The organism is Rhizobium sp. L43 (assembly GCF_002531725.1).
GTDB lineage: Bacteria > Pseudomonadota > Alphaproteobacteria > Rhizobiales > Rhizobiaceae > Rhizobium.
Genome location: NZ_NWSQ01000009.1, coordinates 192,307 through 215,167, shown reverse-complemented (window position 1 = coordinate 215,167; position 22,861 = coordinate 192,307). Strand labels below are relative to the sequence as shown.

At 62.5% G+C, this 22,861-nt stretch carries 21 protein-coding genes and 1 pseudogene; 7 read left to right on the top strand and 15 right to left on the bottom strand.

Going from position 1 to position 22,861, the window contains the following annotated elements:
- Nucleotides 1–4: 4 nt before the first annotated feature.
- Genes sseA through CO667_RS14220 form a run of 3 tightly spaced genes read right to left on the bottom strand, consistent with a single transcriptional unit; the run spans nucleotide 5 to nucleotide 2,674 of the window.
- Nucleotides 5–874, bottom strand: a complete 870-nt coding sequence (sseA, locus tag CO667_RS14230) for a 3-mercaptopyruvate sulfurtransferase (RefSeq protein ID WP_097618974.1) — start codon at nucleotides 872–874, stop codon at nucleotides 5–7.
- Nucleotides 875–892: 18 nt separating this feature from the next.
- Nucleotides 893–1,630, bottom strand: a complete 738-nt coding sequence (locus tag CO667_RS14225) for an alanyl-tRNA editing protein (protein ID WP_097618973.1) — start codon at nucleotides 1,628–1,630, stop codon at nucleotides 893–895.
- Between the two features lie 6 nt (nucleotides 1,631–1,636).
- A complete protein-coding gene (locus CO667_RS14220; protein ID WP_097618972.1) occupies nucleotides 1,637–2,674 on the bottom strand; it encodes a cysteine synthase A in 1,038 nt (345 codons plus the stop codon).
- Nucleotides 2,675–2,900: 226 nt separating this feature from the next.
- Here CO667_RS14220 and CO667_RS14215 point away from each other — a divergent pair, with 226 nt between their 5' ends.
- Both CO667_RS14215 and CO667_RS14210 read left to right on the top strand, forming a co-directional pair.
- A complete protein-coding gene (locus tag CO667_RS14215) occupies nucleotides 2,901–3,560 on the top strand; it encodes a ChrR family anti-sigma-E factor (RefSeq protein ID WP_179874140.1) in 660 nt (219 codons plus the stop codon).
- Between the two features lie 99 nt (nucleotides 3,561–3,659).
- Complete coding sequence (locus CO667_RS14210; protein ID WP_097618971.1) at nucleotides 3,660–4,493, top strand: SDR family NAD(P)-dependent oxidoreductase; 834 nt, start codon at nucleotides 3,660–3,662, stop codon at nucleotides 4,491–4,493.
- On the opposite strand, the gene CO667_RS14205 is transcribed toward CO667_RS14210, so the two are convergent.
- The 3 genes from CO667_RS14205 to CO667_RS14195 all read right to left on the bottom strand — a co-directional run bounded on the left by CO667_RS14205 (nucleotide 4,494) and on the right by CO667_RS14195 (nucleotide 7,872).
- A complete protein-coding gene (locus CO667_RS14205) occupies nucleotides 4,494–5,753 on the bottom strand; it encodes a cyclopropane-fatty-acyl-phospholipid synthase family protein (protein ID WP_097618970.1) in 1,260 nt (419 codons plus the stop codon). It lies immediately after the preceding gene.
- Nucleotides 5,754–5,929: 176 nt separating this feature from the next.
- Entirely contained in the window at nucleotides 5,930–7,378 is a 1,449-nt protein-coding gene (locus CO667_RS14200; protein WP_097619009.1) for a deoxyribodipyrimidine photo-lyase, read from the bottom strand.
- Between the two features lie 167 nt (nucleotides 7,379–7,545).
- On the bottom strand, nucleotides 7,546–7,872 hold the full coding sequence (locus tag CO667_RS14195; RefSeq protein ID WP_097618969.1) for a hypothetical protein: 327 nt from the start codon (nucleotides 7,870–7,872) through the stop codon (nucleotides 7,546–7,548).
- 201 nt (nucleotides 7,873–8,073) lie between these two features.
- Here CO667_RS14195 and CO667_RS14190 point away from each other — a divergent pair.
- Nucleotides 8,074–8,389 (top strand): annotated as a pseudogene (locus CO667_RS14190) (hypothetical protein).
- Nucleotides 8,390–8,428: 39 nt separating this feature from the next.
- On the opposite strand, the gene CO667_RS14185 reads toward CO667_RS14190, so the two are convergent.
- On the bottom strand, nucleotides 8,429–8,914 hold the full coding sequence (locus CO667_RS14185) for an Lrp/AsnC family transcriptional regulator (protein ID WP_097618968.1): 486 nt from the start codon (nucleotides 8,912–8,914) through the stop codon (nucleotides 8,429–8,431).
- 134 nt (nucleotides 8,915–9,048) lie between these two features.
- On the opposite strand from CO667_RS14185, the gene CO667_RS14180 reads away from it, so the two are divergent.
- Both CO667_RS14180 and CO667_RS14175 read left to right on the top strand, forming a co-directional pair.
- A complete protein-coding gene (locus tag CO667_RS14180) occupies nucleotides 9,049–9,468 on the top strand; it encodes a DUF2000 domain-containing protein (RefSeq protein ID WP_097618967.1) in 420 nt (139 codons plus the stop codon).
- A 131-nt stretch (nucleotides 9,469–9,599) separates the two neighbouring features.
- Complete coding sequence (locus CO667_RS14175; RefSeq protein ID WP_097618966.1) at nucleotides 9,600–10,277, top strand: HAD family hydrolase; 678 nt, start codon at nucleotides 9,600–9,602, stop codon at nucleotides 10,275–10,277.
- 36 nt (nucleotides 10,278–10,313) lie between these two features.
- On the opposite strand, the gene CO667_RS14170 is transcribed toward CO667_RS14175, so the two are convergent.
- The 8 genes from CO667_RS14170 to CO667_RS14135 all read right to left on the bottom strand — a co-directional run bounded on the left by CO667_RS14170 (nucleotide 10,314) and on the right by CO667_RS14135 (nucleotide 20,620).
- Nucleotides 10,314–12,971: a nitrate reductase gene (locus tag CO667_RS14170; RefSeq protein ID WP_097618965.1), complete on the bottom strand. Its 2,658-nt coding sequence runs from the start codon at nucleotides 12,969–12,971 to the stop codon at nucleotides 10,314–10,316.
- Nucleotides 12,972–13,322, bottom strand: a complete 351-nt coding sequence (nirD, locus tag CO667_RS14165) for a nitrite reductase small subunit NirD (RefSeq protein ID WP_097618964.1) — start codon at nucleotides 13,320–13,322, stop codon at nucleotides 12,972–12,974. It abuts the gene before it with no gap.
- Between the two features lie 4 nt (nucleotides 13,323–13,326).
- Nucleotides 13,327–15,777: a nitrite reductase large subunit NirB gene (gene nirB / locus CO667_RS14160; protein ID WP_097618963.1), complete on the bottom strand. Its 2,451-nt coding sequence runs from the start codon at nucleotides 15,775–15,777 to the stop codon at nucleotides 13,327–13,329.
- A 17-nt stretch (nucleotides 15,778–15,794) separates the two neighbouring features.
- Entirely contained in the window at nucleotides 15,795–17,036 is a 1,242-nt protein-coding gene (locus CO667_RS14155; protein ID WP_097618962.1) for a nitrate/nitrite transporter, read from the bottom strand.
- Nucleotides 17,037–17,472: 436 nt separating this feature from the next.
- Entirely contained in the window at nucleotides 17,473–18,753 is a 1,281-nt protein-coding gene (locus tag CO667_RS14150; RefSeq protein WP_179874139.1) for a CmpA/NrtA family ABC transporter substrate-binding protein, read from the bottom strand.
- A gap of 34 nt (nucleotides 18,754–18,787) precedes the next feature.
- Nucleotides 18,788–19,375: an ANTAR domain-containing response regulator gene (locus tag CO667_RS14145; RefSeq protein ID WP_047614717.1), complete on the bottom strand. Its 588-nt coding sequence runs from the start codon at nucleotides 19,373–19,375 to the stop codon at nucleotides 18,788–18,790.
- 296 nt (nucleotides 19,376–19,671) lie between these two features.
- Entirely contained in the window at nucleotides 19,672–20,247 is a 576-nt protein-coding gene (locus CO667_RS14140; protein ID WP_097618961.1) for a glutathione S-transferase N-terminal domain-containing protein, read from the bottom strand.
- Nucleotides 20,248–20,254: 7 nt separating this feature from the next.
- On the bottom strand, nucleotides 20,255–20,620 hold the full coding sequence (locus tag CO667_RS14135; protein WP_029873049.1) for a metalloregulator ArsR/SmtB family transcription factor: 366 nt from the start codon (nucleotides 20,618–20,620) through the stop codon (nucleotides 20,255–20,257).
- Nucleotides 20,621–20,839: 219 nt separating this feature from the next.
- Between CO667_RS14135 and CO667_RS14130 the strand changes: the two genes are divergently transcribed.
- Nucleotides 20,840–21,700, top strand: a complete 861-nt coding sequence (locus tag CO667_RS14130) for an ABC transporter substrate-binding protein (protein ID WP_097618960.1) — start codon at nucleotides 20,840–20,842, stop codon at nucleotides 21,698–21,700.
- A 15-nt stretch (nucleotides 21,701–21,715) separates the two neighbouring features.
- Nucleotides 21,716–22,846, top strand: a complete 1,131-nt coding sequence (locus tag CO667_RS14125; RefSeq protein ID WP_097618959.1) for an LLM class flavin-dependent oxidoreductase — start codon at nucleotides 21,716–21,718, stop codon at nucleotides 22,844–22,846.
- Nucleotides 22,847–22,861: the final 15 nt, after the last annotated feature.

Here is a 22,861-nt window from a genome sequence, read left to right as displayed (position 1 = left end):
GCGATCAGGCTTTGACTGGCGTCGGCGGGCCGGTGACGACGGGCGTGTCGTCACTGCTGCCCCATTCGCTCCACGAGCCGTCATAAAGCTTGTTGTCGTGATGGCCGAGCGATTCCAGCGCCAGCGTGATGATCGCGGCTGTTATCCCCGAGCCGCAGGAAGTGACGACCGGCTTGGAAAGATCGATGCCGGCATCCTCGATGGTCTGGCGGAGTTCGGGCAGCGATTTGAACCGGCCCTGGTTGGCGAAGGTACCGGAGGGCAGGCTGCGGGCGCCGGGCATATGGCCGGAGCGCATGCCGGCACGCGGCTCGGGCTCGGCGGCGGCGAAGCGGCCGGCGCTGCGGGCATCGGCAATCTGCATCGCACCGCTCGCGACGATGTCGCGCATCCTATCGAGCGTCACCACGCGGCTTTCGTCGAAGTCAGGCGTGAAGGTCGCCGGCGCATGGTTGGGCGTCGTGGTTTCGAGCGGACGGCCCTCGGCCTTCCAGCCGTCGAGGCCGCCGTCGAGCACGAAGACATTCTTCGCGCCCATCACGCGGAACAGCCACCAGACGCGCGGCGAGGCGAACAGGCCGATGCCGTCATAGACGACGATGCGATCATTCTCGCTGATGCCGAGCCGGCCCGCCTCGGTGGCGAAATAATCGGGCGAGGGGATCGTGTGCGGCAGCGACGTCGAATGGTCGGCGATCTTGTCCTGGTCGAAGCGGATGGCGCCGGGAATATGGCCGGCCGCATATTCGGCATCGGCATCGCGCTTCTGCGCCGGCAGATAGAAGGAGGCGTCCAGCACGCGCAGATCCGGCTTCCCGAGCTCGGCCTGCAGCCAGTCGGCCGACACCACGAAACGGCTCTTGGTCTCACTCATTGTGCTCTCCCTTGATGGTCAGGCTTCGTCGCCGGGCGTGCCGAAGCGGATTCGGAAGCGCCGGTTCTCCTTACCCTTTTTCTCGATCTTGGCGATGTGGATCTGGCCGACTTCCTGTGTTTCGGAGACATGTGTGCCGCCGCAGGGCTGGCTGTCAATCGAGGAGTTCTCGCCGATGCAGACGAGGCTGACGCGCCCGAGCCCGATCGGCGGGCGCACGTTCTTCGATTTGACGATGTCTGGGTTTGCCGCAAGTTCCTCGTCGGTGATCCATTGCAGAGTGACCGGATGATTGTCGGCGACCAGTTCCATCAGCTTTGATGTCACCTGGTCCTTGTCGATCGTCTCGGTCATGTCGAAGTCGACGCGGCTTTCCTCCTCGCCGACGGCAGCCCCGGTGATCGGATAGGAGCAGACGACGGAAAGCAGGTGGCAGGCCGTGTGCATGCGCATCAGCCGGTAGCGGCGCTGCCAGTCGACATGCAGCACCAGCGTCTCGCCGACTTCCGGGCGCGGCTCGTTTTCGAGCGGCACATGGATGATGATATCCTTGCTCGGACCGTGCTTCGTCTGGCCGAGCGCGATCTTCGTGCCGTCGGCGCGTTCGAACTCGCCGGTGTCGCCAGGCTGGCCGCCTGACGTCGCATAGAAGCAGGTCTGATCGAGTTCGATGCCCCCGTCCTCGTGAACGGCGGTGACGACCGCCTCGCATGTCGAGAGATAGAAGTCGTCACGATAGAGGGCATTGACGGGCATGGGGTCTCACGCGGGCTCGTAGGGAACGTGGATATTGGGCGACTTGGCCATCCAGCCGGGAACCGGCAATCCCTTCGACGTCAGGAAATCCGGGTTGAAGAGCTTCGACTGATAGCGGTTGCCGTAGTCGCAGAGGATTGTCACCACTGTGTGACCGGGGCCGAGATCCCGGGCGAGATTGACCGCGCCGGCAATGTTGATCGCCGTCGAGCCGCCGAGGCACAGGCCTTCGTTTTCGACGAGGTCGAAAAGATAGGGAAGCGCTTCGGCATCGGAGACCTGATAGGCGAAATCGGGCGTGAAACCCTCGAGATTGGCGGTGATGCGGCCTTGGCCGATGCCCTCGGTGATCGACGATCCCTCGGATTTCAGCGTGCCGTTCTGGTAGAATTCGTAAAGTGCGGCGCCGTCGGGATCGGCGATGCCGATCTTGACGTCCGCATTGAAAGCCTTGAGGCCGGCGGCGACACCTGCCAGCGTGCCGCCGGAACCGACGGAGCAGATGAAGCCGTCGACCTTGCCGTCGGTATCGTTCCAGATTTCTTTTGCCGTCGTTTCGACATGCGCCTGGCGGTTGGCGACGTTGTCGAACTGGTTTGCCCAGATCGCCCCGTTCGGCTCGGTCTTCGCCAGCTGCTCGGCGAGCCGCCCGGAAACCTTCACATAATTGTTCGGGTTCTTGTAGGCGACGGCCGGCACTTCGACGAGTTCGGCGCCGAGCAGCTTCAGCGCGTCCTTCTTTTCCTGGCTCTGCGTTTCAGGGATGACGATGACGGTGCGGTAGCCGAGCGCCTTGGCAACCAGCGTCAGGCCGATGCCGGTATTGCCGGCCGTGCCTTCGACGATGACGCCGCCGGGCCGAAGCAGACCCTTCCGCTCTGCGTCGCGGATGATGTAGAGCGCGGCACGATCCTTCACCGACTGGCCGGGGTTCAGGAACTCCGCCTTGCCGAGAATGGTGCAGCCGGTCGCCGCCGAGGCGCCCTTGAGTTTGATCAGGGGCGTGTTGCCGATGGCTTCGAGGACGGAGGGGTGAAAGGTCATGGAATCTGCCTCTATTCGAACTCTTACTTTAGGAACGGTCTTTTCCCTTCACAAGGCTGTGTTGGCAAGAAATGCTATTCCACGCCCCTGTCGGACACGATAAAATTTGGCCTTCGTCCCCCGAAATGACGCATGGCCGACAATCCCGCCATGTGACGGGTGATCCGGCGATTGACTTTCCCCGTACGGATGACGACAAAGCGACAACGGAGCCCGGCAACAGGGCGTGACCGAAACCGACATGGTTCACGAGCAGATCGACACGATCGACGCATTGATGGCGCATTATGTTGCCGGCTCCTTGCCCGAGCCGGCGCGTGTGCTGGTGCAGGCTCATCTCGAAATGAAACCGGATCATCGCAGCCTGGTGCACAGCCTCGAGCTGCTGGCAGGCGAAGCCCTGGAAAACGTGCCCGAAGCATCCATTGCCGACCGCGACCGGCGGCTTGCGGCGATCTTTGCCTCCGATTCTCCCAACATGGAGCCTGCTGCGATCAAGCGGCCGGAGCATGCGCTGTTTCCCCGGGCATTGCGCGATTTCGTCGGTTTCGAGGCCGAGGATTTGCCCTGGCGCACCCGGCTGCCGGGCTTCAAGGAGTATCCGCTCGACATGGACGGCTGCGAGGTCAATCTGATGTGGATCCGTCCGGGCCGGGCTTTGCCGGCGCATACCCATAAAGGCATGGAATTGATCCTCATCCTCGACGGCGCCTTCAACGATGAGCGCGGTCGTTTCGGCCCCGGCGACATCTCCATTGCCGACGAGACGGTCGACCACCGTCCGGTCGCCGAAAAGGACAGGCCTTGCATTGCCTTTGCCGTTTCCGACGGGCCGGTCAGGCTGACGGGATCCTTTCGTCAGATGATCGGCGACCTGATCGGCTGAAAGCAGCCACAATGGTGTGATAGAGCCATAAATCCGGGAGGGTTGAGGAACTTCCGGACCTGTTTTCGTGTTGATCAGACAGAGCCGGAGGAACATGTCATGCGTGATTTCATCGCCCGTCCCGAACATGGAATCGTCTGGATCACCGGCGCGAGCTCGGGTATCGGCCGGGCGCTTGCGCTGAAGCTCGCGGCCGAAGGATACAAGGTCGCGGTCACCGCCAGAAGTCACGAAAAGCTGGTCGAACTGCAGGCCGAGGCCCGCGGCCTTTCCGGCAGCATCGTCGTTCTCGACGGCGATGTCACCGATGCCGAGGACATGGAGCATGTCATGGCCTCCATCGAATATGAACACGGCACGCTCGCCATGGCGATCCTCAATGCCGGCGTCTGCCTGCGTGTTCATGCCGAGGATATGAACCGCGCCGATTTCGACAAAAGCTTTGCCGTCAATCTTTCCGGCGTCGTCAACTGCCTGCTGCCGGCGATCGGCCATATGAAGGCGAAGGGGCAGGGGCAGATCGCCATCGTCTCCTGCGTCACCGGCTATGGTGGCCTGCCGACGGGTGCAGCCTATGGCGCCACCAAGGCGGCGCTGATCAATATGGCCGAAAGCCTGAAATTCGATCTCGACAAGATCGGCATCCGCATTCAGCTCGTCAGCCCGGGTTTTGTCGATACGCCGGCGACGAGGACGAACGCTTTTCCGATGTCGGCCTTGGTATCGGTCGAGGAGGCCGCCTGGCAGATTGCCGCCGGGCTGAAATCGCAGGCCTTCGAGATCACCTTCCCCAGGCGCTTCATCACCATGCTGAAACTCGCGCGCCTGCTTCCCTATAGCGCTTATTTCCCGCTGATGAACCGCGTCACCGGCTGGCGGGAGCGGCCGTCATCGACTGGTCACCATCCGGCGACACCGCACCCGGCGGAATGATCAACGGCGCGAGAACACCACCTGGCGCACATCGATATTGCGGGCGCGGAAGCCGGCTTCGCAATAGAACAGATAGAATTCCCAGAGCCGCTTGAAACGCTCATCGAAGCCCATCGGGCGGATGCGCTCCCAGACCGACCAGAAGCGCTCGCGCCATTCGGCAAGCGTGCGGGCATAGTCGAGCCCGAAGCCGAAATCCTTGACCAGCGACAGATCGACCTTGCCGGCGAGTTCGGCGAGATGATTGCGCGTCGGCAGCATGCCGCCGGGAAAGACATATTTCTGGATGAAGTCAGGATTGCCGCGATACTGGTCGAAGGACTCGGGCTTGATCGTGATGATCTGCAGGCCGGCCTTGCCGCCCGGCTTCAGGCATTGCCTGAGCTTGGAGAAATAGGACGGCCAGTATTTCTCGCCGACCGCTTCGAACATCTCGATCGAGACGATCCGGTCATAGAGCCCGGTCTCGTCGCGGTAATCCTGGAAGCGGAATTCGACGCGGTCGCCGAGGCCGGCCTTGCGGATGCGCTCCTCGGCAAAGGCGAGCTGCTCGCGGCTGATCGTCAGCCCGGTCACCTTGCAGTTCAGCTCGCCGGCGGCGAATTCGGCAAAACCGCCCCAGCCGCAGCCGATCTCCAGCACGTGATCCCCGGGCCCGATGCCGGTCGCTTCGGCGAGCGCGCGGTATTTGGCGTTCTGGGCCGATTGCAGATCGTTGGCGCCGGTGGAATAGAGCGCCGAGGAATAGGTCATGCTCGGATCGAGCCATTCCTTGTAGAAATCATTGCCGAGATCGTAATGGGCCGAGATGTTGCGCTTCGAGCCCGTCCTGGTATTGGCATTCATCCAATGGCGCATCCGCTCGAAGAGGCGGCCAAGGCCGCCCTTGCCATGCGCGTAGCTGAAGGCGGCTTCGCCGTTGACGAGAAAGAGTTCGAGGAAGGCGGCGATGTCGGGGCTGTCCCAGTCGCCGTCCATATAGGTTTCGGCAACCCCGATCGTGCCGCTCGCCAGCGCCCGATAGGCAAGATTCCAGTTGTGCAGGCTGAGTGCCGCCTTTGGCCCGGCCTTCTTGCCCTCGACTAGCAGCCTGCGGCCGTCGGGGAGAGTAACGGCAAGCGAACCATGCTGCATGTGCAGAAGCCCACGCAGCGCCAGCCTTGCCTTGAAGGGCAGACCCTTCACCATGCGGGACATGTTTTCGGCCGTCAGCGTCACCGCATCGCGAGCCAGCAGATTCCAGTCCTGCGCCTTGCTCATCTCTCCTCCTCCCGCATTTTCCTGCCGGTTAGGGACGACGAAGCACCCGTTGTGATATGCGCGACCGCCCCCCCGGCCATTGCATCGAAGGCTACTGCATAATTGCTCAAATCGGAACCGATTTAAGAGAAGATCATAAGAGCAGTGGAATGTGTTTCAGCACTGGACGTGCGCGTTCATACGGCATTCCGCGTGGCGTTGTAGGCGGCGAGCGCTCGGTTGCGCGCACTGGCATGGTCGACGATCGGTTTCGGATAGGTTTGGCCAAGCGTGACGCCGGCCTCGTCGAGCACGCTCTTCGGCGCTTCGAACGGCCGGTGGACGTATTTTGCCCCGAGTTCTCGAAGCTCCGGCACATGAGCTCTGACATAACAGCCGTCCGGATCGAAGGTCTCGCCCTGTAGCACCGGATTGAAGATCCGGAAGAACGGCGAGGCATCGGCGCCGGAACCCGCCACCCACTGCCAGCTTGCCGCGTTGTTGGCGGGATCGGCATCGACCAGCGTGTCGCGAAACCAGGCCTCGCCCCGGCGCCAGTCGACCATCAGATCCTTGATGAGGAAAGAGGCGACGATCATCCGCACGCGATTGTGCATCCAGCCATGCCGCCAGAGCTGGCGCATGCCGGCATCGACGATCGGGTAGCCGGTCAGCCCCCGGCGCCACGCCTCGAAATCGGGATCGTCATTGCGCCATTCGAAGCCGTCGAAACGATTGTTCCAGTTGGCCGAGGCAAGATTCGGGAAATGGAAAAGCAGGTGATAGGAGAATTCGCGCCAGGCGATCTCCTTGCGGAAATGCACGATGTCGGCCGCCGGCACCCGTTCCGACAGACCACGCGTCGCGTCCCAGATGCGGGCAGGGGAGATCTCGCCGAGCGCCAGATGCGGTGACAGCATCGATGTCGCCTGCTTCGCCGGATAGTCGCGGTTTTCCTTATAGCCGTCGAGCCTGTCCTCGACGAAGGAACGGAGCTTTTCCCGCGCGCCTTGCTCGCCCGGCGTCCAGAGATCAGCAAAATCCCTCGCCCAGTCCGGCTTCGTCGGCAGCAATTTCCAGCTCTCCAGGCTTCCGGATGTCGGCAACTGCGATGCCAGCCGCAGTTGCGCCGGCGCCTCCAGTGGCGGCTCCGGTTCGCCGGCGCCCTCCAGCGCCCGCCAGAAAGGCGTGTAGACACGGTAAGAGGTGCCGCTGCCGGTCATCAGCCGGGACGGTTCGTGCAGCAGCTGGCCGCCGAAGCTTCTCGCCTCGATCGCCTGTCTTTCCAATTCGTGCTCGATACGGATGTCGATGGCGGTGCCGGATGGATCGTAGCGCCGGTTCCAGAACACAGCTTCGGCACCGCTCTCCCTGATGACGGCACGAAGAACCTCGAGCGCCTCGCCGCTGGCAAGCGCCAACCGTCCCTGACGCTTGCGCAGCGCCCGGGCGAGCGCTGCCAGCGAATGATGCAGCCACCAGGCCTGCGCGGCGCCGAGCGGACCGGTATGGGCCGCGGGCTCGCTGATATAGAGGGGGATGACCGGCCGCCCGGAGAGATCGGCTGCATTGAGAGCCCGGTTGTCGTCAAGGCGCAAATCCCTACGAAACCAAAGAATGACCGGTTTTGCCGCGTCCCTTGCCAATGAGGCCATCCCCACTCGTGTTCATTCAACCTGCTACGGATATACGCAACGGCCGGATTAAAAGTTTCATCCGGAAGAAAAAGCGTTCATTGCTGCTGCGACATGAAAAGGCCGGCATGAACCGGCCTTTTCCACGCGTGGCGCACTGCGCGACATGCTTGAACTGCTTAGTTGTCGTATTCGCGGCAGGCTTCGCTGATCGAGGCGCCGCTCTGGCCGCCACGCGTGTCGACGCCGGACATTTGTTGCGGCATGCCGGGGCATTCCATCGTTTGCGGCTGTCCGATGCTCTGTGTCGTCATCGGATCGACCGGCGCCGTTCGCACCGGATACATGCCATTGTCGTCATTGGTATAATCGGACGAATAATTGCCCGAACTCGGATCGGTCGAGCCGCCATTGGTCGGCCCGATCGGATCAGGGTTCGACTGGGCAAAGGCCGACGATGCCATGCCGACCGCAAGCAGAGAAGCGGCGATAAGGGATTTGGTCATGAGGATATCCTCCTTTGATTTTCATCTTGGATGACCCTGGCGTAACTGCCGGGTGGAATCATTGTTCCGAAATTCGCGAAAAACCTGCACGCCGGCCTTGCATGGTTACGCATAAACCTTAACGGCCGAAGCCGCTGGATCGCCGCCGCTGCCTGCCTTAGTGACCTGATGAAACGCCAAATTCAGCAGCATGAGGCCGCTATGTTCGTTTCCCCTCGCGAGGCCGCAGATCTTGGTCTGCAGATTGCGCTCGCGCTCGCTCTGACGGCATGCGGCATGGCAATCGCATCCTCTGCCGTGGGCGGGGAGAAGGCCGCTGTTTCCCCGATCGACCTCAGCCGCCCTTCCTTATGGACCGCCGTCCCGATGCGCATCGACCCGACGACACAGACCACTCTGCGCGCCGACGCGCCCGCCGGGCTGGAACTCGCCGGCGGCCGCGATGAACAGTGTTATGACCAGATTGGCCTCCGCCTCTCCTGCGAACTTGATCGCCACCGCCAGCACGGCTTTTTAGCCGCCTCTTCAGGGCCGCCTGGGAAGCAAGGTCTGCGCTTCAGCGCGAACGACCGGCGGCCGATAGCTGCACGGGCAGAATTGTCGATGCCTTGATGTCCTTCAGCACGAACATCGTATGCATCTCCTTGATGCCGGGCAGGCGGCGGATCACCGTCATGGCGAATTCGGCATAGTTGTCGAGATCGGTGGCGACCACCTGCAGCAGGAAATCAGCCTCGCCGGCGACGGAATAGCAGGCGATGACCGCCTCCAGCTCGTCGACCTCGCGCTCGAAGCGCTCGGCCTCGTCGTGGGAATGCGTATCGATCTGCACGCGCACGAAGGCGAGGACGCCGAGGCCGACGGCGCGCCGATCGACGAGAGCCTGATAGCCGCGGATGACACCGGACTCTTCCAGCCGCTTCACTCGGCGCCAGCAGGGCGAGGTCGACATCCCCACGCGTTCCGCCAGCTCCTGGTTGGTCAGCCGTCCTTCGCTCTGCAGTGCCTTCAATATGCGGATATCTCCCGGCTCGAATTCCACGGTAAGCCCTTTCCAGTTTTATTGATATTCGGGAAGATCCTACCAAAATCGCGGCCGAGACGACAGGAATAGGCAGGATATTTCCATGGCTTTCGATAGGTTGGGGAGGTCGAACGAGGAAGGGAGAATGAGGGATGACGGGTGAGGACTGGCGTGTCGCGGTGATTGTCGAGCCGGGGCTGCCGGCCGGCGAACTCGCCAATACCGTCGCCGTGCTGTCGATCGGCCTCGGCGCTGCGGCCCCTGCGCTTGCCGGTACGCGGCTGAGCGACCAAGCCGGCCGGATATTTCATGTCAGCGCCAACAAGCCTGTGCCGGTACTGCAGGCGGCGGCCGCCGATCTGAGGTCGCTGCTGCTGAAGGCCTTGCCGGCGCCTGACGGAGCCCTGGTCGTGCCGTTCCCGCGTTTTGCCCGCGCCCTGCACGTCTATGCCGATTACGAGGCTTCGATCCCGGAACGCGACCTGTCTTCGGAAACTATAGACGGCGTCGGCCTTGCCGGTCCGACGAAGTGGATCCGCTCGCTGACGGGTTCACTGAAGCTGCTTCGTTGATGCATGCGACCAAGGTTTGCCGCGCTGTATAGACCGGCCCGTCCCTGCCAAAGCTTGCAAAAGGCGGCGATTTGCCGTTTCATCGGGCGATAGCGACAACCATCCGATGCTCTTCCTTAAAGGATCCGCCTTTGTCCCTGCCGATGCCCCGCGGCTTCGAGAAGCCTTATGCCGCCTTCCTGTTCGATATGGACGGCACCATCCTCAATTCGATCCGGGCCGCCGAGCGTGTATGGAGCGACTGGGCAAGGCGTCATGGGCTCGATGTCGCGGCCTTTCTGCCGAAGACGCATGGATCGCGCGGCGTCGACACGATCGCCCGGCTGAACCTGCCCGGCGTCGATCCCGAACATGAATCCAGGCTGGTGACCGAGGCGGAAATCGCCGATGTCGGCGATGTCGTGGCCATCCCGGGTGCAGCGGCATTTCTGAGCGCACTGCCGCCCGATCGCTGGGCGATCGTCACCTCCTCGCCCTTGCGCCTTGCCCATCGGCGGCTGGAGGCAGCAGGCCTGCCGGTGCCGAAATTCATGGTGACGGCGGAGGACGTCAAGGTCGGAAAACCCGATCCGCAATGTTACATCTTGGGCGCCGAACGCCTCGGCGTCGGCACCCAGGACTGCCTGGTGTTCGAGGATGTCAAAGCCGGCATCACCGCCGGCGAGGCGGCCGGCGCCGATGTCATGGTCGTGACCGCGACCCATCACGACAAGATCGAAACCTCACATCCGACCCTCTCATCCTATGACGAGATTTCGGTCCGCATCTCCGCCGACCGCAACATGCTGATCGTTCCCAACGCGGCCTGACATCGGTCCGGCCGCGTTATCGCTTCCTTTGCGCCGTCACTCGGCGGCGGCAGCCAGACAGCGATCGATGATGCTGCCGATTTCGCTGCGGCAGGAGCCGCAATTGGTTCCAGCGCTGGTTTCCTTGCCGACCGCCTCGACGCTGTGGCATCCGCCGCGCACGGCGGCAGCGATCTGGTTGACCCCGACACTGAAGCAGGAGCAGACGGTGGCGCCCGGGTCCGGCCTGCCGGCGCCGGGGCGGCCTGCGACCAGCGCAAAGCGTTTCCGCAGATCGCCGTGGGCGACGGTGAGCTGCGAGATCGCCCAGTTGCGCGCGACGGCAACCGGCTCGCGGGCAAGAAACAGCGCGGCAAGCAGGGTCTCGCCGTCGAAGAAGGCGAGCCTGAGGTCGCCGGATTGCCGGTCGGCATAACCCAGCGGCTCGATTTCATCGGGAATGGCGAAGACCGCCCGGCACCAGGCCGTCCAGTCTTCCACAGCTTCACCGAAAGCAAGCTCCAGCCGCCAGCCGCCATCGGCTTTCGCCAGCGCCCAATAGGCGGCATCCGGTGTTGCCGGTTTTGTCGCCGAGACGGCGAAACCGTAATGCGTGGCGCGGAAGGGGCGGACGGCGACGGCGACGTTCTTCGATGCCGGCTGGCCGGAGACGGGATCGGTGATCGGCGCGACCACGGCGTCGATCCGTGCTTTGGCCGCGAACTGGTCGTTCCAGTGCATCGGCGCAAAGATGCCGCCGCGGGCCTGGCGATCGGTGACCAGCGCCCGGACGATCGCCTTGCCATGCGGGCTGTCGATCTCGACGAGGCCGGCGCTCGATATGCCGGTCTCGATCGCGTCGCGCGGATGGATCTCGGCAAAGGGTTCGGCGATATGGGCGGAAAGCCGCGCGCTCTTTCCGGTTCGCGTCATCGTGTGCCACTGGTCGCGGATGCGCCCGGTATTCAAAGTGAAGGGGTAGTCGGCATTGGTGCGGTTGGTTTCGGGCGGTTTGACCGCGACGAAACGCGCCTTGCCATCGGCATGGTAGAAACCGCCCTCGGCGAAGAAGCGGGTGACGCCGGGTTCGGTCCCAGCCGCCTGCGGCCACTGGAAGGGCGACAGCGCGTCATAGACGTCGCCACTCACGCCGACGCGCGCGCCGATATCGAAATCGCGGCTGCCGTTATTTTCGAAGGCGGAAAGGGCGGCGTGTTCGGAGAAGATCTCCGCCGGCGCGTCGAAATCGAAAGCGGCGGCAAAGCCCATCCGGCGTCCGACTTCGGCAAGCTGCCACCAGTCGGCCTTGGCATCGCCGGGGAGCCCGAGAAACGGCCGCTGTCTGGAAATGCGCCGTTCTGAATTGGTGACGGTGCCGTCCTTCTCGCCCCAGCCGAGCGAGGGCAGAAGCACATCTGCGTGCCGGGCCGTATCGGTCTCTTTGAGGATGTCCGAGACGACGACGAAGGGACAGGCGGCGATCGCGCTTTCGACGCTGTCGGCATCCGGCATCGAGACGACGGGATTGGTGGCCATGATCCAGAGCGCCTTGATGCGCCCGTCGGCCACGGCACGGAACATGTCGACCGCCTTCAGGCCGGGTTTGGCGGCGATGACCGGCGAGTTCCAGAAGCGCTGCACGCGGTCACGATCGTCAGCATTTTCGATTGCCATATGGGCTGCCAGCATATTGGCAAGGCCGCCGACCTCGCGCCCGCCCATGGCGTTCGGCTGGCCGGTCAGCGAGAACGGCCCCATGCCGGGACGGCCGATGCGGCCGGTCGCCAGATGGCAGTTGAGGATGGCATTGACCTTGTCGGTGCCGGAGGAGGATTGGTTGACGCCCTGGCTGTAGCAGGTGACGACCTTCGGCGTCGTCTCGAACAGGCGGAAGAATTCCCGGATCTGCATGGCCGGCAGCCCGGTGCGTTCCAGGAGATCGTTGATATCAAGTGCTGCCGCCGCCGCAAAAGCTTCGCCGAAACCTTCCGTATGGGCGGCGATATAATTCTGGTCGATCGCCGGGCTTGTCGCGAGATGGGCAAGCAGTCCCATGAACAGCGCGACGTCGCCATCCGGGCGGATCGCCAGGTGCAGGTCGGCGATATCGCATGTCATCGTCCGGCGCGGATCGATGACGACGATCCGCATGTTGGGCCGCGCCGTCTTTGCGGCGGCAAGCCGCTGGTAGATGACGGGATGACACCAGGCAAGGTTGGAGCCGGTGAGGATCACCAGATCCGCAAGTTCGATATCCTCATAGGTCCCGGGCACCGTGTCGGCGCCGAAGGCGCGGCGGTGTCCCGCCACCGACGAAGACATGCAGAGCCTTGAATTCGTGTCGATATTGGCCGAGCCGATGAAGCCCTTCATCAGCTTGTTGGCAAGGTAATAATCCTCGGTCAGCAGCTGGCCCGAGACATAGAAGGCAACGGAATCTGGCCCGTATTCGGCGATCGTTTCGGAGAAACGCCGGGCGACCAGGTCAAGCGCTTCGTCCCAGCCGCTGCGCGCGCCTGCGATTTCGGGGTAGAGAAGCCGGCCGTCGAGATCGATGGTTTCGGCAAGCGCCGACCCCTTCGAGCAGAGCCGGCCGAAATTCGACGGATGCTCGGGATCGCCCTTGACGCTGACGCTTCCGGCCTCGTCGACCGTGGCGATAACGCCGCAGCCGACACCGCAATAGGGACAGGTGGTCTTGACCTCAGCTGCCATTTATTCCGCCGCCATCATCAGGCTTTCGAGCGCGATGAAGAGGGCGCCGTCCTCGTTGCGGACCGGTATGGTCCGCACCTCGCCCTGGTCGGCGCCGAGCGCCTTGCCGGTTTCGAGAGAGATCACCCAATTGTGCAGCGGGCAGGTGACGGCCTTGGCATGCACGATGCCCTGAGAGAGCGGACCGCCCTTGTGCGGGCAGTGATCCTCGATGGCGAAGACCTCGTTTTCGGCCGTGCGGAAGACGGCGATCTTGCCCTGCGGCGTCTTCACGCAGCGTGCACCGCGTAAGGGAATGTCGGAGATGTCACCGATCGGATGCCAGTTTTCATTGGGCCAGTTCATGTCCATCTCCTTACTCGGCTGCCTGCGGATAGCCGATCGTCGCCATCGGCTTGAACTCGTGCTTGTCCTTGCCGGAAACACGCTCCGACCAGGGATCGACCTGGGCAAATTTCTGAGAGAAGACGAAGCGGTCGTAATAGGCCTTGCGCTTTTCGGCATCACCCATGATCTGGCGGCGGATTTCCTCCAGGCCGATGCGCTTGGCCCATTTGTAGATGCGCTCGAGATAGCGGGCCTGCTCGCGGTACATCTGCGTCAGCGCCACGATATGCTCCAGCGCCTCGTCCTCGGTCTTCACCAGGCCGAGCACCTCGGTGCCCTTGATGTCGAGACCGGCTGCACCGGCGAAATGGATCTCGAAACCGGAATCCACGCAGATCACGCCGATATCCTTGCAGGTTGCCTCAGCGCAGTTGCGCGGGCAGCCGGAGACGGCCATCTTCAGCTTGGCCGGCGTCCAGGAGCCCCACATGAACTTCTCGATGCGAATGCCGAGACCGGTGGAATCCTGCGTGCCGAAGCGACACCAGTCCGAACCGACACAGGTCTTCACCGTGCGCAGACCCTTGGCATAGGCCTGGCCGGAGACAAAGCCGGCCTTGCCGAGATCGGCCCAGACGGCGGGCAGGTCTTCCTTCTCGATGCCGAGCAGGTCGATGCGCTGGCCGCCGGTCACCTTCACCATCGGGATCTCGAATTTGTCGACGACATCGGCGATGGCGCGCAGCTCGTTCGAATTGGTGACGCCGCCCCACATGCGCGGAACGACGGAGTAGGTGCCGTCCTTCTGGATGTTGGCGTGAACACGCTCATTGATGAAACGCGACTGATAGTCGTCGGCATATTCGTCCGGCCAGTCGCAGACGAGGTAATAGTTGAGCGCCGGCCGACATTTGGCGCAGCCGCAGGAGGTCTTCCATTCCAGTTCCTGCATGACGGCAGGGATGCTCTTCAGGCCCTTGGCCTTGATCAGGCGGCGGACGTCGTCATGGCCGAGTTCGGTGCAGGTGCACATCGGCTGAACGGCAGCCGGGTTGTAGCTGTCGCCGAGCGTCAGCGCCATGAGCTGTTCGACGAGGCCGGTGCAGGAGCCGCACGAGGCGGATGCCTTCGTGTGGGCGCGCACGTCGTCGAGCGACGTCAGCCCCTTGCTTGAAATGGTCGAGGTGATTTTGCCCTTGCATACGCCGTTGCAGCCACAGATCTCCGCGTCATCCGGCAAGGCTGCAACGGCCGCCATAGGGTCCAGCGGCGACCCTCCCTGATAGGCCTGTCCGAAGATCAGCGTCTCGCGCATCTCCGAAATATCGGTCGCTTTCTTTTTCAGGTCGTTGAACCAGGCGCCATCGGCGGTTTCGCCGTAAAGCACGGTTCCGATGATCTTGTTGTCCTTCAGCACCAGGCGCTTGTAAACGCCGGCGCTGGCATCGCGCAGCACGATCTCCTCGCGGTCGTCGCCGTCGGCGAAATCGCCGAGCGAATAGAGTTCGATGCCGGTGACCTTGAGCTTGGTCGGCGTGTCGGCGTGAACGAAAGCCGGCGAGCGATCATCGCTAAGATGTGCCGCGGCGATCCGGGCCATTTCATAGAGCGGTGCAACGAGGCCGTAGACCATGCCGCCCACTTCGGCGCATTCGCCGAGCGCGAAGATGTCGCCGTCGGAGGTCTGCATGCCGGCGTCGACGACGATGCCGCGATTGACCGCCAGGCCGGCGTCCTTCGCCAGGCCGACACTCGGACGAATGCCGACGGCCATCACGACGAGGGTCGCCGGGATGATGCGGCCGTCGTCAAGCTCGATACCCTCGACCCGGCCGTCGCCGATAATCGCCTTGGTATTGGCTTTGCAGATGACCTTGATGCCGCGTTCCTCGACCGCCTTCTGCAGGAGATAACCGGCGGCAGGATCGAGCTGGCGTTCCATCAGCGTCGGCATGACGTGCAGCACGGTGACGTCCATGCCGCGCTGGGCAAGACCAGCCGCCGCTTCCAGGCCAAGCAGGCCGCCACCGATGACAACAGCCTTTTCGCGCGACTGGGCGGCGAGCAGCATGGCCTGCACGTCGTCGAGATCGCGATAGGTGATGACGCCGGGCAGATCCTTGCCGGGAACCGGGATGATGAAGGGCACCGAACCGGTTGCGATGACAAGCTTGTCGTAGCTTTCGGTGACGCCGTGGTCGGAGGTGACGGTCTTGGCTTCACGATCGATGTTGACGATCTTGTGGCCCTTGTAGAGCATGATGCCGTGTTTGATATACCAGCCGTCACCGTGAATGATGATCTGCTCGTAGTCCTTTTCGCCGGAGAGAACCGGCGACAGCATGATGCGGTCGTAATTGACGCGCGGCTCGGCGTTGAAGATCGTAACTTCATAGCGTCCGGGCGCCCGCTCGAGGAGGTGCTCCAGCATGCGCCCGGGCGCCATGCCATTGCCGATGATAACGAGTTTTTCGGTCATATTTACAGGTCCTTGGATCAGGTTGCAGCCACGGGCGTCGAGTGCCCCTGGCGCGACAGTTGCTTGACGGACAGGTGCATCCAGATCAGCGAGATCGCGACGATCGCGAAGAGCAGCAGGAAGCAGCTGGACCAAAGGCCGGTCATGTCCTTGAGAAGGCCGAAGGCGATCGGCAGGATGAAGCCGCCAAGGCCGCCCATCATCCCGACGACGCCGCCGACGGCGCCGACGTTTTCGGGGTAGTAGGCCGGAATGTGCTTGAAGACGGCAGCCTTGCCGAGGCTCATGAAGAAGCCGAGCACGAAAATCACCACGATGAAGATGACCGGCGTGATGGTCGCAGTCGGCAGCGACAGGATGAGGGTGGCCACGGCCGAGACGGCAAACATCGTATACATCACGCTGCGTGCACCCTTCTTGTCCGACAGCACGCCGCCGAAGGCCCGGAAGATGCTGCCCGGGATGGAGTAGGCGGCGGCGACCATGCCGGCAGTTTCCAGGTTGAAGCCATAGACGCCGACCAGATAGCGCGGCAGCCACAAGGACAGGGCGACGAAGCCGCCGAAGGCGAAGAAATAGTAGAGCGAGAAGCGCCAGACCTGGACATTCTGCAGCGGCGCGAATTCCTGGGCCAGACTCTTGGAGGCAGTGCCGCGCTCGCGGCGAAGGCGGAAGGCCGGATCATCTGATGTGGTGAACCAGAAGACGATGGCCATCAAGGCCAGACAGACGGCCCAGATCTCCGCGACCGCCTGCCAGCCCCAGGCGAGCAGAACGAAGGGGGCGGCGAATTTGGTCACGGCCGCGCCGACATTGCCGGCGCCGAAGATGCCAAGCGCCGTGCCCTGCTTTTCCGCCGGGAAGAACGGCGAGACATAGGCGACGCCGACCGCAAACGAGCCGCCGGCAAGCCCGACGCCGAGGCCGGCGATCAGCATCTGCGTATAGGTGTGGGCGTAGGAGAGCAGAAAGGTTGCCACTGCGGCGGCAAGCATCGTCAGCGTGTAAACGAGACGGCCGCCATAACGACCCGTCCAGATGCCCAGCACGATGCGCACGAGCGAACCGGTCAGAACCGGGGTGCCCACAAGCAGTCCGAACTCGGTCTCGCTCAGGTTGAGTTCCTGCTTGATGCGGACGCCGATGATCGCAAAGATCGTCCAGACGGCGAAACAGAGGGTGAAGGCGACCGTGGAGATCCACAGTGCTTTGGCTGGTTCGCCGGCGGACATGGGCGGCACTTTCTCGATGACAGACATGGCTTCTCCGTGGCCCGACCAAGGTCGTGCCGATCCATCGCTGGGGGTTAAAAACGAAAAGCCGCTGGTCAGGCTGCGCATGCACGAGGCGCGCGAAATATCCTGATCAGCGGCTTTGCTGGTGGCGCCCGCCGTTGGACGCCGAATTTATGTCACTGAGATCTACGTCTTCGATGCGAAGCGTGATGTCTCTGTCTGCTGCGAGTGCCTATTGTGCGCTCGTTCTGCGCTGATCGCCGTTGATCTGTGCGCTAATAGCCTTGCAAGCTGCGTGCCAGTTTGCTGTTTTCATTTCAAGTGGTTGAATATTAACAGTATTTTTAAAGGTGGGCCGCTTGCCCGTTTTTCGGTCGGCCAAAAAACATGCAAATCTTTTGTGCGGATATCGCGAGGTGGGCGCAAATCCTTGCTGGCGTTTTGAGCAGGCCGGCATGGTTCAGACGTCGTCGCCGGCGGCAAAGGGCAGGGCGCTCCTGACGGCGAAGCCTGCGACATACTCCGGCAGCCGCTTGGGATCGAAGACGTGGCCATCCATGAAACGGTCGCCCTCGTCACTGCCCTCGATGCGGATATCGGCATCATCAGGTGCATTGGCGTCGCCGAGAGCCGTGCGGTAGAGATCCGGCCGGTAGGCGGAGGCGGCGGCCCGCGCCTTGCTGAGGCTGGCCTCGGCCTGTCCCCAGCGGATCATCTGGCTGTAAATCCACAGCGCCTGGCTTGGCCGGGGATAATTGGCGAAGCCGGAATGAAACGTGAAATAATCGGCGATGATACGGCGGTTGCCCTTGGCGTCGAGAGCGAATTCGCCGGCGAGCACGCGGCGGATGATTTCGACGGGGGCAGAGATATAGCGGGGGTCGGCAAGAGCGGCCGCCAGCGCGTCGTGATTGTCCGGCTGGTCGCACCAGCGGGCTGCCGCATCGAGCGCCACGATCAGCCGGGAAACGGTCTCCGGGTGGCTTTCCGCCCAATCCGGGCGCATGCCGATCACCTTTTCCGGTGCCGACGGCCAGATGTCCTGTTTGGCGGCGACGATGCGGCCGAGGCCGCGCTCCGAAGCCACCATGTTCCACGGCGCCCCGACGCAGAAACCGTCGATCGCGCCGGCCGCCAGCGCGTCCGACGTCATCGGCGGCGGCACGACGACGAGCTTGACGTCCTTGTCGGGATCGATGCCGCCAGCCGCCAGCCAGTAGCGGAATTCGTAATTATGCGAGGAGAAGGGATAGGTGACCCCGAAGGTCGGTGGCGGCTCGCCGCGCGCCTTCATCGCCGTCAGTGTTTTTGACAGGGCGCGGGCATTGTCGAGCGCGTTTGCCGTTTCCGGCAAACCGGCGTCATTGCGCATCCTGTCGAACAGCCGCGTCGACAGCGTGATCGCATTGCCGCCGCGTCCTAGCGAAAACGGCGTGATCGTCGGCGAGGGATTGGAGCCGAGACCGAGCATGGAGGCGACGGGCATCGGCGACAGCATGTGGGCGATATCGAACTGGCGGAATGCCAGGCGGTCGCGCACATTCGCCCAGGAAACGTCCTTGACGAGATCGAGCGTCAGGCCTTCCTTCTGCGCGAAGCCGAATTCCGCCGCCGCAATCAGCACCGATGCATCGACGAGCGGAATGAAGCCGGCCCTGAGCACTTTCGGTCCTTCGTTGTTGACGCGCGCGGGCGAGGGCAGCCTGCCGTCGGAACTGGCGGTGTTCGTCATCATATCCACTCCGGTTTCCTCCGGACATTGAGGAGGCCCGCCATCACATCAACAGTCCCGCGGCGGTGACAACGCTCTGGGCGATTTCCGACATCTTCTTCTTTTCGTTCATCGCCGTCTGGCGCAAAAGCGCGAAAGCCTCTTCCTCGGACAGACCGCGCATCTTCATCAATATGCCCTTGGCGCGCTCGATAAGTTTGCGTTCCTCCAGCGCCGAACGGGCATCGGCAAGCTCCCGCCGCAGCCGGCTGAAGGCATTGAAGCGGCTAACGGCCATGTCGAGGATCGGCTTGACGCGTTCCTTCTTCAAACCGTCGACGATATAGGCCGAGACGCCGGCATCGACGGCAGCCTCGATCGAGGCCGTGTCGGAGCGATCGACGAACATGGCGATCGGCCGGCTCACCGTGCGCGTCAGCTGGAAGAGATGCTCCATCATGTCGCGGTTGGGATTTTCGATATCGATGATGATCACGTCGGGCATCAGCGTTTCGATGATTCGGGCGATGCCGTTGACCTCATGGACCACGGTGACGTGCGCATGCCCTGCCTCGCGCAGCCCTTCTTCGATGATAGAGGCGCGAATGGCATTTTCGTCGATCACCAGAATTGTCAGATCGCGATGCGTCATTGCTATATTCATGACGCACTGCAGCAATTTTAGCAAGGTGTCCGCCTGAAAACTGTGCAAAAATAGGTGTGATTAAAAAATAATCAAACTGCCGCAGTTTCAGGCGGAGCCAATGCTTCGCGTCAGCCCCTTGTCCTGCTTTATGGTGCGGCCAGCACAGTCGCCAACGGCATCATAGCGGTCATCCTGATCGGGGGGTAGCGCGGCCGGCGAAATCGGCAAAGGCATTGCCGACGAGATCTTCAAGGCTGGGGTATGTCGGATGTGAAATGCGGAACGGCGTAACCGCGCCTGACCTATGGGCGTGCGGCAAGCCTGAGATACCATTGCTTGACGTGAGGGAAGGCGTTCAGGTCGACCTTATGACGTTGGAACCGGGAGACCCAAGGCCAGACCGCCATGTCGGCGATGGAATAATCGTCGACGAGATAGGCGCGGCCTTCGAGCCGTGCGTTCAGTGTCTCGTAGAGACGGTGGGTGTCCTTGCGAAACAGATCCTCCGCGAAAGGCGCTTGGCCGCTATTATAGGTCAGGAAATAAGGGGCGTGGCCGAGCGTCGGTCCGAAACCGCCCATCTGCCACATCAGCCATTCGATCGTGTGATGCCGGGCCGCACCCTGCCTGGGCAGGAAGCGGCCGGTCTTTTCGGCGAGATAGAGTAGGATGGCGCCGGATTCGGCAAGCGTGATGCCGGTCTCGTCATCGATGATGACCGGGATCTTGCCGCCCGGATTGATGGCGAGAAAATCCGGCCGGAACTGATCCCCCTTGGTGATGTCGATCGCATGGGAGCGATAGGAGAGGCCGAACTCCTCGAGCGCGATGGACACTTTCAGGCCGTTCGGGGTGATCCAAGTGTAGAGGTCGATCATCCCAGGTTCAATCGAACATCATTTCGTCGACCGGCAGCTTCGTCATTCCGAAGCGCCCGGTGACATCGTCGAGGCCGGAGAACATGTCCCGCAGCGTTTGTACGATCGTCTCGACACGCGGATCGATGACACGATAGACGATCGCCTTGCCATCGCGGCGTCCTTCGATCACGCCGGCCTCGCGAAGCTCGCTCAATTGCTGGGAAAGTGTCGGCTGGCGGATGCCGAGCTCGTCCTCCATCGCCGAGACCGAGGCTTCCGTTTCGATGAGATAGCAGACGATCGCCAGGCGGTTGGCGTTGGCGATCAGCTTCAGCAATTCGCTTGCTGCGCCGACATCGCGGCAGACTCTGGAGGAAACGGGCTTCGTCAACGGTATCGTCCTTGAAGGTTCTATAAAAAAGTAAAGTGACGGCGCCGATTTTTCAACTCCGGCGCGCTCACTTCGCTCGATCTGGTAAAAGATTTCATTGCCTATCGATTTTATGGGATTTCAAAGGCGATTTTCTCCCGCTGACGACAATCGTTTCCTCGTAATCAATTTATAAAAAAGTAAATTGATTACTATGAGCCACGTCATCGGTCGCACAGAATGAAAATTGGTGTTCATCCCAACAATCTGCATCTTCGTCTCGCGCGGCTCTGGCCTGGCGCCTTCACAGATCTGCAGCCGATATTCGTATCCTATGCCGAAGGTCGCGATACCGCGGCCCTGCTGGAAAGCGGCGACATCGATCTCGGCGGCACCGGCTCGACGCCGCCGATCGAAGCCGATATCCGCGGCCTCGGCGTCGAATATGTCGCCGCCTCGGCGCCGCGCCCGGCCAACGGCGCCATCTTCGTCAGGACCGACAGTCCGATCGGCTCCGTCGCTGAGCTGAAAGGCCGCCGGATCTCGCTGATCGACGGTTCGTTTCACACCTATCTCCTGGCCCGCAGCCTGGAAGGTGAGGGGATGAGCCTGCCCGATGTCGAGCGGGTCGAAAGCGGCGCGCGCGATTCGCTCGCCGACCTGCTCGAAGGGCGCGTCGATGCCTGGGTCGCCATGTCGCCACGTCTCGAAAAGGCGCTGGAGCGCGATGACGTCAGGCCGATCGTCCGCTGCGGCGCGGCCATTCCCAACCGTTCGTTGTTCTGGACATTGGAGCGGAACGGCCTCTCGGCCGCGGAGATCCGGGCGATCGTCTCCGAACTCAGCCGGATCGGTAACGAGATCGCTGCCGATCCGCGTGCCGCCGCCCGGCTTCTTGCATCTGGCGACCGCGGCGGATCTGTCGACCGCGACGGAACGGATATCGATGCCTGGGAAAAGGTGGTGCGCTCGCGCGACTTCACCGTCTTTCCGATCGACGACGAGATCATTGCCGAACAACAGGAAGAGGCCGATACGCTGCTGCGCCACGGCCATTTCGACAAGGCCATCGTGCTGAAACGCCCGGAAACGACGAGATAACGAAGGAATCAGGCGATGAACGTTTTCTGGTACATGTGCGCGCCCGACGGCGCCTATCCCTGGCAGCCGGAAGGCTCACGTCAGGTCGACTACGGCTATTACAAGCAGCTTGCTCAGGCCTATGACCATCTGGGTTACACCGGCGCGCTGTTTGCGACCGGCGCCCATGATGTCTGGGTGCTGGCGAGCGCACTGCTTGCTCATACCGAGCGGCTGCGTTTTCTCGTCGCTATCCATCCTGGCCTCGTTGCGCCGACATTGCTTGCCAAGATGGCGGCGACCTTCCAGGAGTTCGCCCGCGGCCGGCTGCTGATCAATGTCGTCTCCGGCGACGCCAAGATGCTCGGCGCCTATGGGATGATGCTGCCGCATGACGAGCGTTATGACATGGCCGACGAATATCTGCAGCTCTGGCACCGGCTCTTTGCCGGCGAGAGCGTCACCCATCAGGGCAAGTATTTCTCGACGGACGGCGCCAAGCTCGCCTTGCCGGTCGGCGAAAGCATCGCACCGCCGCCACTCTGGTTCGGTGGCTCCTCGGACAAGGCGCTTGAAGTCGCGGCAAGACATGTGGACACCTATCTCTCCTGGGGTGAGACGCCCGCCCAGATCGGCGAGAAGGTCAAGGCGGTGAAGGCACGGGCTGCCCAATACAGGCGTGAACTGGAATATGGCATCCGCCTCTATGTCATCGTTCGCGACACCGACGAGAAGGCCTGGGAGGCGGCGGCCGATCTCTATGGTCGGATGGACGATGCGGCGATCACCGCCAACCAGCGATTCGTCGCAAGAAGCGATTCCGTCGGCCAGCAGCGCATGACGGCACTGCATGGCGGCCTCAAGCCGGAAAACCTGCGCGATCTCGAAGTCGCGCCGAACCTCTGGGCCGGCATAGGCCTGGTCAGGCCCGGTCCCGGCACGGCGATCGTCGGTTCGCCGGATACGGTTCTGCGCACGCTCGAAGCCTATCAGAAGGCAGGAGTCGATACTTTCATTCTTTCTGGCATGCCGCTGCTTGAGGAAGCCTATCGTTTCGGCGAAAAGGTGCTGCCGCGGCTCGATGTCAGCAGGGAGGTCTCGACGGCGCGCAACTACACCTGGTCGACGCTCTTCGATCGCGATCTTTCCACAGTCAAGAATGCCTGATCCTCTCGCCAGAAG